Source organism: Corynebacterium sp. HMSC06G04 (assembly GCF_001807365.1).
Classification (GTDB): domain Bacteria; phylum Actinomycetota; class Actinomycetes; order Mycobacteriales; family Mycobacteriaceae; genus Corynebacterium; species Corynebacterium simulans.
On the sequence record NZ_KV788608.1, the window covers coordinates 1 to 15,536 of the forward strand.

A 15,536-nucleotide genomic window follows, 5' to 3' on the forward strand; every position below is an offset into this window, starting at 1 on the left:
TCTACTCAAACGGAACAAAACCTGGGGCACTTCAGTCGATGGCGGCGTTGATCTGTGTGGGGCGTACCTGTGGCATGAGGTCGGCGAACCGTGACGGATGCGAGTTTGGGGTAATCGCCAGCGAGGTGTGCTGGTAGGTCGCTTCAATAAGCGCGAGGAATCCGTTGGCTTCAGCGACGGTAACGTCGAAGTATCCCACGTCGTCAAGGATGACTAAGTCCAGTTTGGCGAGTTTCGAAAAGCCTTTATGCGGGTCCAAGTCCGCAGCGTGCCGGTTAATGAGTTGGCCGAGGTTTTTCATTGTGAGCCACTTGACCTTCTTGCCGCGTTTAATCAGCTCGACTGCAAGTGCTTCGGTGAGCATGGATTTGCCAGTGCCTTGTGGCCCGCACAAAACGAGGGTGTCGTGGCGGTCCACCCAGTTCAGGGCTTTGAGGTGTTCTTGGCGTTCTACTGGGATGGTAGACCTGGCTGGGTCCCACGCGTCGAAACTTACCCCGGTAGGAAGTCCAGCATTTTTACGCCTGGTGACTAGAGCTGACTTGGCCCTGCTGAGTGCTTCTGCTTCGACAATGGTGCCTAGAAAATCTTCCAGGTGCCGGCGGTGAGCGTCATTGTCACATGATTGAAAGTAGTCAATGGCGGCACTTTTAAGCCCGGGTACTCGAAGCCTGGTTAGTTGTGCGGAAAGCCCTGCGGGAAGCTGGTAGTTGGGTGCGCTCATTTAGAACCATTCCTCCTCGTGCGCGTCGGCCTTGTGGTGTGAGGTCTTAGGTGGTGTGGGTGTGTAGAACCCGTCCCAGGAGTTCGAGGCATGTTCGATGGTTTCAGGTTCTGGGCCCTCGATATCAAAGGCCGTGCCGATTTTGGCTGCTAGGGCGTTGACTGGGTAGTTATCTGCCATGGCTTCGATATCGGTGCTGGTGATAAGGCCCGCGTCGATCGCGGCGCGAGCGATGTCATCAGCGAACCACTTCCCGCGCGTAGCGGCCAGCGTGACGAACAAACTCATGGTGTGTTTGATTTGCGGTGCGTGGTGGGTAACCCCAAAGCGCAGCCACGCTTCGGCACCAGGTCCGATGGCAAGGAAGTCTTTTTCTAGTTTCGAGCGAGGATTGACCTTGTAGTGGCCAGGCTCAGGCCGTTGGAAGGAGAAATGGTTCGGGTCGATGCGGCTGTCGCCGCGGGCTCCTTTGACATGGCGTGCGACTTCTTCCACCCCGTCGATGTCGTGGAAGTAGATTACGACCTCATCGACGTCTGGGCTGGATTGTTCTGTGATGTAGAATTGCTGGCCCATGAGTTCTTCAGGCACTGAGTACACCGCGTGCTGGTAGGTGATCATGGGCGTATTCGCCGGCACTTTCCGCAGTTCACCGAAGACACTCGGATGCGTGTCCACCGGCAGTGGCCCGAGGTGTTTAGCTTCGACTTCACGCAGTACTTCTGCAGGAACAAGCCCGGTTGTACGGTGTGGTCGGGCGTTGATCTTGTCCATAAACGCCTGGCATGCTGCTTCGAACTGGCCGAAGGTCTCGTAGGCGTCCACGAGATTCGTATCGCGGGGAAGAATGTCGTCTTTGGCTAGGCGTACGGCGTATTCGACTCCGCCTTTCGTGGCAGGGTCTGCCGGTGCACAGACTTGGATACTGACGCGGTAGTGCGACATGAACGATTCCATTGTCGGATTGAACTCCGGCAGGCCTGCGTGACGGCCTACAACTACGGTTTTCTCATTATCCGTGAGCACAAAGTCGGGTACTCCGCCGATAGCCCGAAAGCACCGGTCTAAGGCGGCGAGTACGGTAGTCATCTTTCGGTTACGCAGAGCAAAGACGACGTGGAATCGCGAGTAGGCAACCCAAGCCACAAACAACACGGTCTTCTTGCCATCGACTACTGGGCCGTCGCCGAAGTCGTACTGGAGCCATTTGCCTGGTGCGGTTACCCACCGCTGGTGTGCGCGCCGCGATGACGAGAGGCGGTATTCCTGTTTGAGCGTCGCGACGATGCGATGCGTGGTGCGCTGGCTTCCTTCAAAACCACGGTCCAGCAAAACCTCATAGACCACGTCAGCGCGGATCTTTCCGCCCGAGTTGATGATCAGTTCCTTGATGAATCCACGGTGCGCATCCGTAATCGACGGACGTGGCCCACGCACTGGCGGTGCGTCAGCGTGAGCGCGCACCACGCGTAGAACCGTGTTGTGCGAGACGTTATGTTCGTCGGCGACAGCACGCGCATTTTTTAAAATGGCGTAACGAGCCAGAATTTTCTGGCTTCTTCTGGAAGACTGCATAAAGGGTCTTCATCCTTTCGATAGATATGTCCGGCTAGACACTTCTATCGAACACTGGATGAAGACCCCCTTAGTTTTCTACCCCCGATAAAAACTCCCCAAACCCCTAAATCCCGTGTCCGCCACTGGTCAACTTTTCATGTCCGCCAACACCCCCCAATGAGGTGGTCACTTTCGTCTACAATCCTCAATGAAAATCACTTGATTAAATAACGAGTACGAGACAATAAGATGTCTGAGATGGCCCCTAGATATAGAAGAGGACAGGAAATGTCACCTTTCCGATACCTTCAACTTATTGCCCCCCTCACAGCGGCGACGTTCCTAACTTTGACAGTCACCCCTTCCGCAACGGCTGAACCGACCTTCCCGATATCGCAGATTCCCCAAGTTCAAGAGCCGCACACGGAAAGTCACGTTATTACAACACTCGGCTCTATCACCGATATCTTCTCTTGCGAACATCATCCAGCCCTTCGGTGGTGCAACTAAGTTGCCAACAATGAGCGAGCATGACATGGAAAAACGGGTCCTTATTGTCGATGATGACCCGCTGGTCCTGCACTCGTTTCGACAATATTTCGCTACCACTGAGGACATCCGTGTCGTAGCGGAAGCACGCAATGGAATCGAGGCACTCACTGCGATCGACAGTGTTAACGTCGATATCATTCTAGCTGACATCCACATGCCGGAGATGGACGGGGTGACGTTACTGCACGAAGTCCAACGTCGACTGAGTCCTCCTGTATTCGTAGCCATCACCGCGCTTGACAGTGACGAAACCATGCTCAAGGTGTTGGCAGGTGGCGGTGTCGGCTACATCATTAAAAGCTCACAGCCACAGGCAATTATCACTGCGGTCCGAGAGGCGATGACCGGTGGCACAACAGTTTCCCCGCAGGCCTTAAGCAGACTCATTGAGTACATACCGGGGAAAGTTCTCACACCAGCATCTCCCCAAACGAACCTTTCCCCAGTGTACGAAAGGCTTACCGAAGCAGAGACGCACGTCCTACAACATATATGCCAAGGGCTATCCAATGCTGAAATAGCTTCTGCGATGAAGTATTCCGAAGCGACAGTAAAAAAGCACGTCTCACATCTCATCGCATGTTTTGGCGTAACCTCAAGACTCAGTCTCGCAATCACGGTGATCCAATCAGGATTGGGAAAATCACTGTAAAATGGCTCTTCCGGTTTTAGAGTGCATTGATTAGTTCGCCGGGGGTTCGGGCGTGACACACGATATTGGGGTCCTTGACACAGCCCAACCACTACTCCCGCCTTGCTGCGCTCGTTGGGCTGCCGTTTCGGCGTAGTTGGTCGGGGTTTTCCGGATAGGTGGTAGGGCTCTTTGTTTTTGGTCATTGTATAGGTGGTGTTGGCACAACTTGTGTCGGCGCGTCATCACCTTTCATGACCTTAAGGAGGGCCTTTCATGGCCAACTTCAAAGACATCATGGCGATGTGTTTGGACGGGGGAAGCTATGCTGCCATCTCTGCGGCGTTGGGAGAGCGTGTCAAGTTTGTTTGTGTGTGGGGCTTGGTTTCAACGTGCCTAGTTCGTCAATTAGCTTCGCGATTTCAGGGTTAGCAAGAAGCTTCTTCTCAATCGCGTCAATCTTGGCCTTATCAGCCGGGTCTCGTCGTGCCACAGTAGTCATTCTGGCTTATCTCCTTATGCGGGATGGAATCCCACACACAAACCATCAGACACTCTCAGCGGATGCCTAACTCAGAAATTAGGCAAATATCATGATGATTATCGAGCCAATAATCGCGCAAATAATGGCGTACCCGCTGGATAGCCATGAGAGTTTTGACTTCTTTTCGGGCGTCTTATCTTTCTGCCCGGCCACGATGAGGGGATCGTCAAAGCCTCCGAAACTATCGAATCCGATTTCAAGAATGGTTCCAATTAGTATGGCAGCGATTCCAATGCACAGCACAATCGAGCTGTGAATCGGTACGGCGGGGGTTGACCACCACATTGGAATAGAAAACAGTACACAGCACAGCAGGGCAAGTAATCCGAAGGTAGCGGCGCCGAGTACTGGCTTTTGGACTATCAGTCGCAGTACGAATGCTAAAGGCTTTTCAGCACACAGCAGTAGTACTCCTACAATCCCAAAGACTGCTATTGTCGCCCAATCGAGGGGATGCGACGTTCCTGAGGCAAGGCCGTAGACTCCTTGCAGGCACAAAACCACGCCTACGATTTGTAAAAAAGCAGGCCCTAAAAGTATTAAAATGCTTGGGCTTTTAACTTTTTTCACGTCGGCTGCGATCTGTTCTACGTAGTCTCGTGCAGGGCCGAAGGCTTCAAGTGCGCTTTCATTGGCCGAACGGCAGTGATCGTTTACTTCGCCTAATGTATCTCCGATGACGTCTCCTGGAATTTCTTCGAGACGTGCGGTGAGGATAAATTCTTCCGCCCAACGTGGATCGATGTCAGGCGCTAAGCTTTTTTCGGTTGCGTATTGTGTCATGCCGGCTTCTCCTTGTTGTGTGCAAAATGAGCTGTGACGATCTGTGAAAACTCGCGCCACTGCTGTGTTTGTTCGTCTAGTTGCGCTCTTCCCTGTTCGGTTAGTTCGTAATATTTCCGACCTGGTCCTGATTCCCCTGCGCGCCATTGTGGTGAAACCAATTCATCTCGCTCTAATCGCGCAAGTAGCGGATAAAGAGTGCCACCTTTAATGTCGCCAAACCCTGACTCCTTGAGTGACGCAGCTATCTCGTAGCCATAAGTCGCCTCTTTAGCTAAGACATGCATGACTGCGAGAGGTAGTACGGCTCGTAACCAGTGGCTTGGGAAAGATCTATGTATGGACACAACCTAGATTGTAAACCTACCTAGGTTGTGTCGCAACATAGAAAGTACGTGTGTTTCTTGCCGACAAGGCCTTGTCGAGTGTTTTTGTTCCGTCGGGCTATCGTGTTAACGACGGTTAAAAGTAGCCCACTGGTCACGGTGTCTCGTCTCAACGGCATCTAGGCCTGATGTTTTGCAGTTAAACTAGGATTTTTTAATGGGGGGCAAGAGGGTAATAATCCTTGGGAGATTTTGTTAGTGTGGCCGGGAAGAAATCTTCAGAAAGGTATGTTGACCTGCATTTGTGACCTGCACACGCTTGTGAAGTCTCAAGACTTTTCGTTTTACCTTTTAGAAAGTGCTTCCAAGGCCCCGCAGATGATTGCTGGAAGGGATAGTGAATGCTGTACATGGTTCCGGGTGCGTTGGCCGGAGGGCTAGTCTATGCAATTCTCCTAGTGCTCAGCTGGGTCATCAGCGTCATTTCTGCGCGGAGATATCGGCTCGGTGCGCATGGCCGATTCATTGTTTATTGTCTCATTGCGGTGGGTTTCATGATCTTTTTGGTTGTGGCCGGAGGCGGAGGCAACTGGGCCACCCATATGCAGGCGAGTGGTTACATTTTGGCTGGCTGCATCTTGAGTGCCATAGACGGCAAGATTGTTCCAGGGGATGAGGAGGCCGAGTCATGAAAGGCCCTTTCCGGTTGCGTGGGCCGATCTAGAGGCCGCCTAAGAGATCCCACTGCGCTGCTTGGGCGCAGAATTCCTCCTTGCTTAACGAGCTTGCGCCGGTAGGAATACAGCCGAGCAGTGGCACGCCGGTGACCTTGGGAAGCTCCGCGATATTGAGGCGAGTGGCGAGGTCCGGCTCTTGTGGCAGCATGCCGCCAACCAGCCCTTTGACGTGAATGCCGCGGGCGCGGGCAGCTTCCACGGTGAGCTCAGCGGCGTTGAGGCTGCCCAACATCAAGCTGGTGACTATGAAAAGTTCGGCGCCGAGGTCACGGGCGACGTCGGCAAGCGTGAAGCTATCCGCGAGCCGAACCAGCAGGCCGCCCGCGCCCTCCACGAGTACGACGTCTGCATCGATGCTGCGAATCCACGCCAGCACCTCCTCTTTTTCGGCCTGCGGTAATCCCGCGCGCCGGGCAGAAAGGTTCGGCGCTAGAGGCTCCGGATAGTGCTTGAATTGCCGGGAGTCCACGCCGGTAAGGCGTGTGACCGTGGCGCAATCGCTCGTATCTCCTGTTTGCAGCGGTTTCGCCACCACCACATGCTTGCCCGCCGCCTGGTACTGCGCGGCCAGGGCCGCTGTGGCAATGGTCTTTCCCACATCCGTATTGGTTCCGGTGATGCAATAGATCATGCGACCTCCCCGGCGGCAACGACGGCGCGGCAAATGCGCGCTACTTCCTCATCGGTACAGATATATGGTGGCATTGTGTAGATGAGCCTGCCGAATGGGCGCAGCCATACGCCTTCTTCAAGGGCCGCCGCGGTGGTCGCTTCCATGTCCACGTCATGGGCCATTTCCAGTACGCCGATGGCGCCGCGCACGCGGGTGATGTCGGGGGCGTCGCTAAGCCCTGCGCGTAAACCTTGCTCAATGCGTGCGACGTCCGCGCGCCAGGTGCCTTCCGCAATCATGGCGGTGGACTCGGCTGCCACCGCGCAGGTCAGGGGATTGGCCATGAACGTCGGCCCATGCATCAATGCGCGTGGCTGCATCGTCTTCGCCACCTTTTGCGTGGCCAGGGTTGCTGCCAACGAGACAAACCCACCCGTTAGCGCCTTGCCCACGCACATGATGTCGGGCGTGATTCCTGCCGCCTGCGTCATGAAGAGCTCACCTGCGCGACCAAACCCGGTGGCGATTTCATCCGCGATGAGCAAGATTCCGTGCTTATCGCATAGCTCCCGCACGCCTGCGACTAGCTCTAGGTCGTGGAAGCGCATTCCGCCTGCGCCCTGCACGCCGGGTTCGATGATGACCGCGGCGACTTCTTCGGTGATAAAGGACTCGAACTTATGCAAGTATTCCGCCCGCTGCTTAGACGAGGCGCCTTCCGTGGGCGGAGCTGGGGCAAAGATCTGCTCGGCAAGGATGCCCTTCCACATAGAGTGCATGCCGCCTTCCGGATCACATACGCTCATCGCAGTGAAGGTATCGCCGTGATAGCCCGAGCGCCAGGTCAAAAGCTTGGTGCGGCCGGGTGGCGAACACTGCAGCGCCATCTTTACCGCCACTTCCACCGCGACGGATCCGGAATCGGAGTAGAAGACCTGCGCGTACTGGTGCTTGGTCAACTCCAGGAGGTTTGCGGTAAGCCGCGCCGCCGGTTCGTGAGTGAGCCCGCCGAACATGACGTGGCTGAACCTATCGATCTGATCCTTCGCCGCCGCCACCAGCCGCGGGTGCGAATGGCCGTGGCATGCCGCCCACCAGGAGCTCATGCCGTCGATGACGCGTTGGCCATTTGCGAGTTCTAAATAGGCACCATCGGTGCGCAGTACCTGCAAGGCTGGCGCGCCGGGCGCGGCATAGGGGTGCCAGATGTGGGTGGAGTCGATCGCAGTGACTTGAACACTGTTCAAAAAGGCATGGAATTATCTCTACCACAGCGATATCTCATTTCATGACTGCAATTGAACAACGTTCAAGGCCGGGTGTAGCTCCCGCGCTGCTCTTTCTTTCCTTGGCTATCGGAACTTCTCTAGCAGGCAGTCAAGTATCTTGAAATCATGAGGAAATTCGTTGCTGTTTCGAGTGCTGTAGTTGCGTTGAGCGTTGCCGGTTGTTCATCGGAATCCGAAAGCGATTCTCCGAAGCCGGTATTCCGTGAGACTACCGAACAACAAACCGAGTCCACCGAGAAAACTGAGTCCACAGAACAGACCCAGCAGCAAGCAGATCCGCAGCCGGTAGTAACCGAAACGGTAACTGCGGAAAATAAAGAAAATGAAGAGGAAGAGTGCGCGGACGGCGGCTCTGATTTGCAGAAGCGATTCGCCAACGGCGCGAAGGGCGTTCTCAATACGAATGAAGATAGTTTTAAGTTCCACTACACGGTCAGTGACGGCGCCTATGATCCGTGCGCGGAGCTTAGCTACGCCGTACTGGATGGCGCCTTCGGTGACGAAAACGGTCCTGCCGGAACGGGTGCATCAATCGCAGGCGGAATCCTCATTTGGTCCGAGGGTGAATTGGTCGGCGGCCACGGTATTACCGCTTCTTCCGTGGAAGAGGCTTCCGTGGTGGGAGACGATGAAATCGAGCTCACCGTAGGCAATCGCGGCCGTTCTACCGCAGAGGGAATTACCGAAACCGCACGCGTGCGCCTAGAGGTTGAAGATGGTCAATTAGTCCCAGTTGGCGGAGACATTGAGCAGTACAAGTCCTTTACGGACGGACGTGTGCAGCTGTATCCCTAAAGTTTGTGGCCAACCCGCATTTGAAGCCGGAAAGACCCATAAACATCACGCAAGCTTGCACAAGTAATGCCTGCCACCAGAAGCCGGTGAGCGCGTATTCTCCTGCCATCCCGTGGTTCATGAGCAAGACGATGAAGAGCGTGAGTGCGGACAGTAATCCCGTCGTGGTTGCTGTCAGTGCGAAGGCTTCACCGATTTGTACCCGGAAAATGCTGTTCCTGGCAGCACCCGCCAAAGTTAGCGCCCCTGCGTCGTGAGCGATCCGCTTGCGCATTAACAGCGAAGTAGTAAACGCCGCCATCACGCTCGGCGCGATCGTCGGCCCGAGTACCACTACGAACACCTGCCACGGCGACATCGTAAACTCCTCCTCCATGCTAAACATGGCGCGGAGACCTGAGCCCACGGCGATGATGAGGCCGCCGAACAAGATCCACGGTATGATATGTGGTGCGGTGAAGTTGCTGCGTACGCGCACGTTCGCGCCAGCGATGCCGAGAGGTCGGGTCCACTGCATAAGCAGTGGCAACATCCATGGAACCAGGAATGCGAACAAGGGGATAAGGCCCAAACACGCGGACATTGCATCTATCGGATCTTCGATCAAGGTGCAGGCAAACAAGATCCCGGCACCAAGGATTAAAGCGAGCGCACACTTGGCAGCTGTCCACCGTGGCATCCCCGAACGGTAGATACGCCGCAATGACAAGAATCCACCCAGTACTGCGGCAAGTACGCACACCGCACTAGCAAGCACAACACCGCCCATCGTCACGGAGATACCGTCCACTCGAATGTTGTCGCGGTGGAAAGCATCGAGTGCGAAGTCCGTGAGAAATGTAGCGCAAAAGGCGCCAGGAACCGCACCGCACGTAGAGACCGCCGCAATCTGACCCAGCACGAGTACAAAGATGAGCCAATTGGGCATGCCCACCATGCGCCAGCTGCGGTAGATGTGGATGTGCTCGTCGATGATGAGCTTCATCTGCGAGAAAATGACGAGAATATTGGAGCAGATAGCCAGCCCGAGGATGGTTCCGCCCAGAGAAGTTGTGTCATCACCGGTTGCGTTAATGAGCGCTACGGCGAGCGAGAATCCCATTCCGGAGAAAAAGCACGTCAGCGCCACCGCCAGCCAGGAAGGCCAATTGCTGTGTAGATCCTTAAGCCATACGGACATGGTGTTCCTCCAGCTTGTAGATGCGATCGGCCTTCGCGGCGGCCGCGTGCGAGTGGGTGACCATTACCACCGTGCTGGGTACGCGGACGAGATGATCCATGACCACGTCCGCCGTGTCGTCGTCCAACGCACCGGTGGGCTCGTCGGCGAAGATGAAGGGGGCGTCGGCAAGCAATGCTCGCGCCACCGCGACGCGTTGCTGCTGTCCGCCCGAAAGCTGTGCCGGTAAGCGCTTTTCCAGCCCGCCGATGCCCAAGCTCTCAAAGGTCTGGTGCAGCTTCGCCGGGCCGCATTTGCGGCCAGAGAACTTCGCCGTAAGTTCCGCGTTCTGCTGGGCGTTAAGCGATTCCAGGAGGTTATAGTCTTGGAACACGAAAGCGCGGTGCTTGCGCCCCGGTGCATTGACCTTGCCGGTTGTAGGTTTGTCGAGGCCAGAAAGCAGGCCGAGGAGTGTTGACTTGCCGCTGCCGGAAGGGCCCATGATGGCCACGAACTCGCCCGGTTCAATGCGCAGCGAGAGATGGTCTAGCACCAGATTCTTGCCGTATTTCTTCGTGAGATTTTTTGCGATGAGTGTCATGCTTTCGATTTCACGTTGAAAGGCGCAGTATTCCGATGGGGGAGACTCCCAGAAATTTAGGGGAGCTAGCTCCACTGCGTGTGTCCGAAGTGCGGATTAGGGTTGTACTCTATGGCAACTTTCAAATCCGTGGCGTGGAATCTAGTGCTAGCGCTGCTGTGTATTCCCGCTGTTGTGGTTTCCGTTGTCATGCTGCCATGGATTCCGCTCGTTGCGTCCCTCATGGCCGTCATTACCCGCGGCGGCGCACGGTGGTTGGGCGTGAAGATTCGCTACCGCACCCCACATCGCTGGTTTGATTGGCAGCAATTTTATCACCTTCTGATTCAGCTTTTGCTCTCGATTTTGAGCATGGCGTTGTGGCTGTTCGTGGGGTCTATGACGGTGGTATTCTTCATCGCTCCTTTCTTCACGGATAGGTTCAACATCGGTAGCCTCGTCATTGAAAATCGAGCCCTGGCTATCGTGGTGAGCTGGACGTTTGGCTGCCTGTGCTTGCTGGTCCTTATCTTCGGCGCGAAGTTTTTGACCTTTCTTTCCGTGAGCACCACTCGCCTGGCGTTGGAGAGCGATGCGCGAGCCACGCTTATCGACGCCTTCTCCGGCGAGCGCCGCCGCATCGAACGAGAGCTACACGACGGCCCGCAGCAGTACCTCACCGCGCTCAAGCTCAACCTAGCCGCGGCGAAAAGGGGAGACACCGCGGCTCTCGACGCCGCCGACCACAACGCCAGCCTTGCTCTCTCCGCCTTGCGCGACACGGTCCGCGGCATCGCACCGCAGGTCCTCTTCGATAATGGCCTGATTGCGGCTCTCGAAGAACTCCTCGTCCATTCCGGGCTGGAGATCACCCTCGAATGCAAGGGCGTAGAACGCTCCCTTGATGAAACCAGCGCCTTGTTGGCCTATCACTGCGTGGCAGAGGGGCTAACCAACGCCGTAAAGCACGGTGAGGCCACCGCAGCGACTGTGAAGCTGGATTACCGAGAAGGGATAAAAATTTCCATCACCGATAACGGACATGGGTTAACCGCGGGCGAGGGAACCGGCATCGCCGGCCTGGAAGAGCGCGCCATAGCCCTGGGCGGAAGCGTGAAACTAGAAGACACTGATCAGGGCGCACGGTTAAGGATGAGACTGCCATGAAAATTTTGCTTGCTGAAGACTCCGCCCTGCTGCGTGCGGCAATCGAACAACTCCTGCGTTCCTTGGACCATGAGGTCACCACGGTCGAAGATGCTGATCAATTGCGTGCTGCGGCGGAAGGATTCGACATCATTGTCACCGACGTCAGGATGCCGCCGCTTTTGCAGGACGACGGCCTGCGAGCAGTCAATGAGATTCGCAAACGTACGCCTGAGCAGCCCGTCGTGGTGTTGAGCCAATACGTCGCCGCCAGCTACCTGGACGGACTCATCGAACACGGCGGATTCGGCTATCTTCTCAAGGAAAGAATCGCCGATGTGGATGAGTTCATCCATGCACTGGATACGGTCTCTGCAGGTGGCACCGTGGTAGATCCGGAAGTCGTGAGCACTTTGCTCTCCTCCCGGAAGATGGGCGTCGATAAGCTCACGCCCCGAGAACGCGAGGTACTAGCCTTGATGGCACAAGGCGCCAGCAATCGCGAGATCGAAGGCAAGCTCGTGCTCACTGCCGGTGCAGTAAGCAAACACGTGGCGAATGTTTTCATGAAGCTCGGGTTCAGCCCCGAAGACGAAAACCGCCGCGTCAAGGCAGTCCTGGCATGGCTGCGCACCAAGCGAGAATGGAGATTGGAATGAAAAAGATTCTGGCGGCATCTGCAGCAGCAGCGCTTTTGGTTGGCGGCGGCACTGCTTTCGGTGTTGCCACGCTTGCGGCATCTCCGGAGCAAGCAGATTATTCCGTCGAGAGGTCCGCAGACGTCAAGGTCGAGATCATGGATCCCGAAGATGTCTTAAACCCCGATGACGAAGCACGCATGCGTCGTGACGTTGAGCGAATCCACTTCGCAGCTCCGGTCAAGCAGCTGAACTACCTTGTCTTCAAAAAGAACAAGGACGAGGTAGAAGATTCCGTCGAAGAGTATCTACGCGATAATCACCCAGACCTCATTGGCGATGACCATTTCACCGATGGCCAGCTCTTCGTTGGCGTGGGCCTCGATCCACGTCAAGCCTTTATCTTCGCGGGCAACGATGTGGGGAAGGACCTGTCCCTGGAACTAGAAGATGGTCATTTGGAAGACGCAATCGAAGAGATCAAACCGGGCGTGAAGGCAGGAAATATCCCGGCAGGTCTTTTCGCTGGCGCTGACTATGCTGCCGATGCAGACAAGGTCAGTGAGGAGCTTTATTCCGATGCTAAGGCTAACCGCGGTCTCGGTATTGGCTTTGGTGGTTTCGGCGCGGGTGCGGCTGCCGGAGGAATCGTTGCTGCGGTGGGTGCTACGCGGCGTCGGAAAGCGCAGCGTATTGCGACCGCCCGTGAGGATTGGAAATACGTTTCACGGGCTTATGGGGATATCGCTCAACGCTTGAATGCCATCGACGTGCGTGCGCACTCTTTGCAATCAGCGCTTGTCGACGCCCGGATGCGCGAGGAATGGGAGCAATTGCGCGACGAGTTCCTCAATCTCGACGATAAAGTTAGCGCTTTTGCCAGCCTGAACGAGCAGTCCTCCGACGAGAAATTCGAACAAGCGGCGAGTGGAATCGAGGAAGCGAAATCCATCTGTGGCCGCGTAGATACCGCAGAACACAACATCGACCGTCTGTATGCCGTCGAGCATGCTGACGTTAACGCGCGCCGCAAGGAACTCTATGAGCTACGCAAGGACCTGATTGAGGCGCGCACGGAATCCACGGGCGGGGTCGCGGAAGAAGCATCCCGACTGATTGCCGTTTCCGAGGAGATCGATGCGGCCGCGCCTGAATTTATGGATCGTTACCTCGAGCTAGTGGAGCGCGCAGCCACGCTCTTTGGGCAGATCCAAACGCAGTTACAAAAGGAAAACGAAGCGGATGAATTGGCGGCGCGCCCGCGTATTGACGAGCCTTCCTTCTATCCGGGAGTGGGTTATCACGGATTCGTACCTTTTATGGCGATCAGCTCATGGAACAGCGCTTCCGTAGCTTCTTCACCCAACGTGAGCAGCAACTTTAGCTCGGGGTTCTCCGGCGCTGGTGGTGCCTCGAGTTTCTGACACTTTGAGTATTGTCCGAACGTACACACCCGGCTACCCTATCTTGAATAAAATCCGTGAGCAGGGTCTATTCTGTGGGGCATGCGTCGAATTACCACCTTCCTCACGGCTTCTTTTCTAGCCGCTACCGTGTCCATCGCACCTGCTCAAGCTGCCACTTTTGAGACCTCAGTGCCAGAGAGCTATGGCATCAACGATCCGAGCTGCGTTTCTGATGTTGAGCCAGTGGTTCTCATTCATGGCACCAGCGATAATTCCTCGGCCTGGACGGATCTGATTCCGCGGCTGCAGGAGCAAAACATGTGCGTGTGGGCATTCGACTACGGCGCGGACGATGTCACGTTGCAGAATGCAATCCCGGCCATGAAGGCGATTGGGGATCTTGATGCTTCTGCTCGCGAGATTGCAGAGCAAATCGAGTATGTTCGGTCCGCTACTGGCTCTGACAAGGTCAACCTCGTGGGCCATTCCCAGGGCGGGCTGCACACCAAGACTTTCACGCAGCTCTACGGTTCCCCAGAGGAGGTCTCCCGTGTTGTCGCAATCGGTGGCAACTATCACGGCACTACGCTGAGCGGTATGGGACCTGCGTTGAGTGATATTGCCAAGGTTATGCCGAAGCTGGCTGCCTTCTTGGGCACTACGGCCGGCATTCAGCAGCTGCAGGGCTCGGACTTTATTGAGAAAATGAACAAACTGCCCGATACCGCGCCGGGGGTTAAGTACACCTCGATCTATAGCCCGGCGGATACCACCGTCACGCCGAACGAAACCTCGAAGCTTACTGCGGTACCAGGCGCCGACGTTGAAAACGTCAGCTTGGGCGACGTCTGTGAGGCCCCAGCAGCGCATCCAGATCTGCCGCACGATTCTTGCGCGCTCGATCAGGTTATGTGGGGTCTTACCCGCTAATGATTCATGGGGCACTCGCTTGTCGACGTCGTGGCAAACAAATGCGCTACCTGCCGCGAGTGGTTCGCCTGCACGCGGACGAGTACTTTCTGCCCTCCTAGAAGGAAGAAAGCTGCGAAACCTGGGACTGTGCCTGGGAGAAGAGATCCTGGATGATTTTGTTGATGTCCGGAATACGGAAGACCTGCGGGCCAACCGGCACATCAACCGTAGGCTGGCCCGGAACCACACCAACCGAAATCACGTTTGCTGGGGCAGGTGCTGGTTTTGGGGCAGGTGCTGGTTTTGGAGCTGGAGCGCCACCATTTAGACCACAACGCGCGATCGCCTCATCCGCGCGCGCGATGGCATCGCGGATTTCGCCACCACGCGGGTGGAAATTAGCAGCGGCGAGCGCCTGGGACTTCTTGGAGTTGTAGTCGGAAGCGTTGGTGTAATAGCGGCTTGCCTGATCGCAGGAGATCTGGCCCGCAGGAACCTTCGCGAGGTAGTCATCCACCATGTCGGCGGAGGCGGCTGGGGTGGCAAGGGAAACGGTGATTGCGGTGGCTGCAGTCAACAGTGCGGACTTACGTACTTTGCTCATGCAGGTCATTGTGCCATGAAAGTGCAGTAAGCGGAAGGTTTACTCGGCCAAAGTCAGCAACTCCAACATGTCGCTCTGTGCTGCTCATGACCGCAATCTAACAATGCTTCTCGCGTAGTGCAGGGGTTTTCAGAAGCGGTGCGAGTTCAACGTGAGGTTGGGTCAAATCTACCCATGCATACTCGGCAATCTCCGCTGCAATGTTTGGGATGACAGGGGATGGATAGCTGAAGATATCTGCAATGACCTCATGATTTTCCTCGTTGGCGGCGGCTGCGCGGAAGGTGCCACGTGGGCTAAGTAGAGCGCCATCAAGCGTGACGCCAATTTCCTCTCCTACCTCGCGCACTGCAGCTTGGAGGGGCGATTCGCCGGGGTCTGGTTTACCACCCGGAAACTGAAACGCGGTGGTGTTTTTCTTTCGCACGCAAAGGACATGGCCTTCTGAGTTGTGGAAAATGACAGCGCTTACGTGGATTTCTGGTGTTGGCATGGAGGCGAGCTTATCAGGACGTGAAGTAACCCCCTTCCAATATGTAG

Annotated in this window: 17 protein-coding genes; 6 read left to right on the plus strand and 11 right to left on the minus strand. The window is 55.9% G+C overall.

Going from position 1 to position 15,536, the window contains the following annotated elements; translation table 11 throughout:
- Window positions 1-31: 31 nt before the first annotated feature.
- Complete coding sequence (locus HMPREF3158_RS04345) at window positions 32-724, minus strand: ATP-binding protein (RefSeq protein WP_062036377.1); 693 nt, start codon at window positions 722-724, stop codon at window positions 32-34.
- Window positions 725-2,299 (minus strand): IS21 family transposase, encoded by a 1,575-nt coding sequence (istA, locus tag HMPREF3158_RS04350; RefSeq protein WP_062036375.1) that lies wholly within the window; start codon window positions 2,297-2,299, stop codon window positions 725-727.
- A gap of 502 nt (window positions 2,300-2,801) precedes the next feature.
- Between istA and HMPREF3158_RS04355 the strand changes: the two genes are divergently transcribed.
- Complete coding sequence (locus HMPREF3158_RS04355; RefSeq protein ID WP_235591335.1) at window positions 2,802-3,485, plus strand: response regulator; 684 nt, start codon at window positions 2,802-2,804, stop codon at window positions 3,483-3,485.
- A 337-nt stretch (window positions 3,486-3,822) separates the two neighbouring features.
- Here the strand turns inward: HMPREF3158_RS04355 and HMPREF3158_RS12895 are convergent, their stop codons facing one another.
- The 5 genes from HMPREF3158_RS12895 to HMPREF3158_RS04380 all read right to left on the minus strand — a co-directional run bounded on the left by HMPREF3158_RS12895 (window position 3,823) and on the right by HMPREF3158_RS04380 (window position 7,714).
- Entirely contained in the window at window positions 3,823-3,966 is a 144-nt protein-coding gene (locus HMPREF3158_RS12895; RefSeq protein WP_158510262.1) for a hypothetical protein, read from the minus strand.
- A gap of 78 nt (window positions 3,967-4,044) precedes the next feature.
- Window positions 4,045-4,791 carry a hypothetical protein gene (locus tag HMPREF3158_RS04365; protein ID WP_061925661.1) on the minus strand — a complete coding sequence of 249 codons (747 nt, stop codon included), beginning with the start codon at window positions 4,789-4,791 and terminating at the stop codon, window positions 4,045-4,047.
- Window positions 4,788-5,078, minus strand: a complete 291-nt coding sequence (locus tag HMPREF3158_RS13370) for a PadR family transcriptional regulator (protein ID WP_083291042.1) — start codon at window positions 5,076-5,078, stop codon at window positions 4,788-4,790. Before HMPREF3158_RS13370 ends, HMPREF3158_RS04365 begins: the two co-directional genes overlap by 4 nt.
- 759 nt (window positions 5,079-5,837) lie before the next feature.
- A complete protein-coding gene (gene bioD / locus HMPREF3158_RS04375) occupies window positions 5,838-6,485 on the minus strand; it encodes a dethiobiotin synthase (protein ID WP_070497450.1) in 648 nt (215 codons plus the stop codon).
- The gene (locus tag HMPREF3158_RS04380) at window positions 6,482-7,714 is read right to left on the minus strand and encodes an adenosylmethionine--8-amino-7-oxononanoate transaminase (RefSeq protein WP_070497452.1); all 1,233 of its coding nucleotides are present in this window, start codon (window positions 7,712-7,714) and stop codon (window positions 6,482-6,484) included. Before HMPREF3158_RS04380 ends, bioD begins: the two co-directional genes overlap by 4 nt.
- Window positions 7,715-7,861: 147 nt before the next feature.
- On the opposite strand from HMPREF3158_RS04380, the gene HMPREF3158_RS04385 reads away from it, so the two are divergent.
- Window positions 7,862-8,551 (plus strand): hypothetical protein, encoded by a 690-nt coding sequence (locus HMPREF3158_RS04385; protein ID WP_141740994.1) that lies wholly within the window; start codon window positions 7,862-7,864, stop codon window positions 8,549-8,551.
- Here HMPREF3158_RS04385 and HMPREF3158_RS04390 read toward each other — a convergent pair.
- Together HMPREF3158_RS04390 and HMPREF3158_RS04395 are read right to left on the minus strand one after the other, a co-directional pair.
- Window positions 8,520-9,731: an FtsX-like permease family protein gene (locus HMPREF3158_RS04390; RefSeq protein WP_070497456.1), complete on the minus strand. Its 1,212-nt coding sequence runs from the start codon at window positions 9,729-9,731 to the stop codon at window positions 8,520-8,522. The two genes, HMPREF3158_RS04385 and HMPREF3158_RS04390, sit on opposite strands and share 32 nt — an antisense overlap.
- Window positions 9,715-10,311, minus strand: coding sequence for an ATP-binding cassette domain-containing protein (locus HMPREF3158_RS04395; protein WP_062036358.1), 597 nt, complete (start codon window positions 10,309-10,311; stop codon window positions 9,715-9,717). Before HMPREF3158_RS04395 ends, HMPREF3158_RS04390 begins: the two co-directional genes overlap by 17 nt.
- A gap of 111 nt (window positions 10,312-10,422) precedes the next feature.
- On the opposite strand from HMPREF3158_RS04395, the gene HMPREF3158_RS04400 reads away from it, so the two are divergent.
- From HMPREF3158_RS04400 to HMPREF3158_RS04415, 4 genes are all read left to right on the plus strand, one after another.
- The gene (locus HMPREF3158_RS04400; protein WP_062036356.1) at window positions 10,423-11,457 is read left to right on the plus strand and encodes a sensor histidine kinase; all 1,035 of its coding nucleotides are present in this window, start codon (window positions 10,423-10,425) and stop codon (window positions 11,455-11,457) included.
- Window positions 11,454-12,095: a response regulator transcription factor gene (locus HMPREF3158_RS04405; RefSeq protein WP_005530578.1), complete on the plus strand. Its 642-nt coding sequence runs from the start codon at window positions 11,454-11,456 to the stop codon at window positions 12,093-12,095. Before HMPREF3158_RS04400 ends, HMPREF3158_RS04405 begins: the two co-directional genes overlap by 4 nt.
- A complete protein-coding gene (locus HMPREF3158_RS04410) occupies window positions 12,092-13,498 on the plus strand; it encodes a DUF5129 domain-containing protein (RefSeq protein ID WP_168161744.1) in 1,407 nt (468 codons plus the stop codon). The genes HMPREF3158_RS04405 and HMPREF3158_RS04410 overlap by 4 nt, the downstream gene beginning before the upstream one ends.
- An 81-nt stretch (window positions 13,499-13,579) precedes the next feature.
- Window positions 13,580-14,410, plus strand: coding sequence for an alpha/beta hydrolase (locus tag HMPREF3158_RS04415; protein WP_061925679.1), 831 nt, complete (start codon window positions 13,580-13,582; stop codon window positions 14,408-14,410).
- Window positions 14,411-14,507: 97 nt separating this feature from the next.
- Here HMPREF3158_RS04415 and HMPREF3158_RS04420 read toward each other — a convergent pair whose 3' ends face one another.
- A complete protein-coding gene (locus HMPREF3158_RS04420; RefSeq protein WP_070497457.1) occupies window positions 14,508-15,005 on the minus strand; it encodes a hypothetical protein in 498 nt (165 codons plus the stop codon).
- Between the two features lie 88 nt (window positions 15,006-15,093).
- A complete protein-coding gene (locus HMPREF3158_RS04425) occupies window positions 15,094-15,489 on the minus strand; it encodes an NUDIX hydrolase (RefSeq protein WP_070497459.1) in 396 nt (131 codons plus the stop codon).
- Window positions 15,490-15,536 lie beyond the last annotated feature (47 nt).

Excerpts from the sequence above, each read along its gene's own strand:
- HMPREF3158_RS04345 (WP_062036377.1), bottom strand. The coding sequence starts at position 724 with ATGAGCGCACCCAACTACCAGCTTCCCGCAGGGCTTTCCGCACAACTA.
- istA (WP_062036375.1), bottom strand. The coding sequence starts at position 2,299 with ATGCAGTCTTCCAGAAGAAGCCAGAAAATTCTGGCTCGTTACGCCATT.
- HMPREF3158_RS04355 (WP_235591335.1), top strand. The coding sequence starts at position 2,802 with ATGAGCGAGCATGACATGGAAAAACGGGTCCTTATTGTCGATGATGAC.
- HMPREF3158_RS12895 (WP_158510262.1), bottom strand. The coding sequence starts at position 3,966 with ATGACTACTGTGGCACGACGAGACCCGGCTGATAAGGCCAAGATTGAC.
- HMPREF3158_RS04365 (WP_061925661.1), bottom strand. The coding sequence starts at position 4,791 with ATGACACAATACGCAACCGAAAAAAGCTTAGCGCCTGACATCGATCCA.
- HMPREF3158_RS13370 (WP_083291042.1), bottom strand. The coding sequence starts at position 5,078 with ATGCATGTCTTAGCTAAAGAGGCGACTTATGGCTACGAGATAGCTGCG.
- bioD (WP_070497450.1), bottom strand. The coding sequence starts at position 6,485 with ATGATCTATTGCATCACCGGAACCAATACGGATGTGGGAAAGACCATT.
- HMPREF3158_RS04385 (WP_141740994.1), top strand. The coding sequence starts at position 7,862 with ATGAGGAAATTCGTTGCTGTTTCGAGTGCTGTAGTTGCGTTGAGCGTT.
- HMPREF3158_RS04390 (WP_070497456.1), bottom strand. The coding sequence starts at position 9,731 with ATGTCCGTATGGCTTAAGGATCTACACAGCAATTGGCCTTCCTGGCTG.
- HMPREF3158_RS04395 (WP_062036358.1), bottom strand. The coding sequence starts at position 10,311 with ATGACACTCATCGCAAAAAATCTCACGAAGAAATACGGCAAGAATCTG.
- HMPREF3158_RS04400 (WP_062036356.1), top strand. The coding sequence starts at position 10,423 with ATGGCAACTTTCAAATCCGTGGCGTGGAATCTAGTGCTAGCGCTGCTG.
- HMPREF3158_RS04405 (WP_005530578.1), top strand. The coding sequence starts at position 11,454 with ATGAAAATTTTGCTTGCTGAAGACTCCGCCCTGCTGCGTGCGGCAATC.
- HMPREF3158_RS04410 (WP_168161744.1), top strand. The coding sequence starts at position 12,092 with ATGAAAAAGATTCTGGCGGCATCTGCAGCAGCAGCGCTTTTGGTTGGC.
- HMPREF3158_RS04415 (WP_061925679.1), top strand. The coding sequence starts at position 13,580 with ATGCGTCGAATTACCACCTTCCTCACGGCTTCTTTTCTAGCCGCTACC.
- HMPREF3158_RS04420 (WP_070497457.1), bottom strand. The coding sequence starts at position 15,005 with ATGACCTGCATGAGCAAAGTACGTAAGTCCGCACTGTTGACTGCAGCC.
- HMPREF3158_RS04425 (WP_070497459.1), bottom strand. The coding sequence starts at position 15,489 with ATGCCAACACCAGAAATCCACGTAAGCGCTGTCATTTTCCACAACTCA.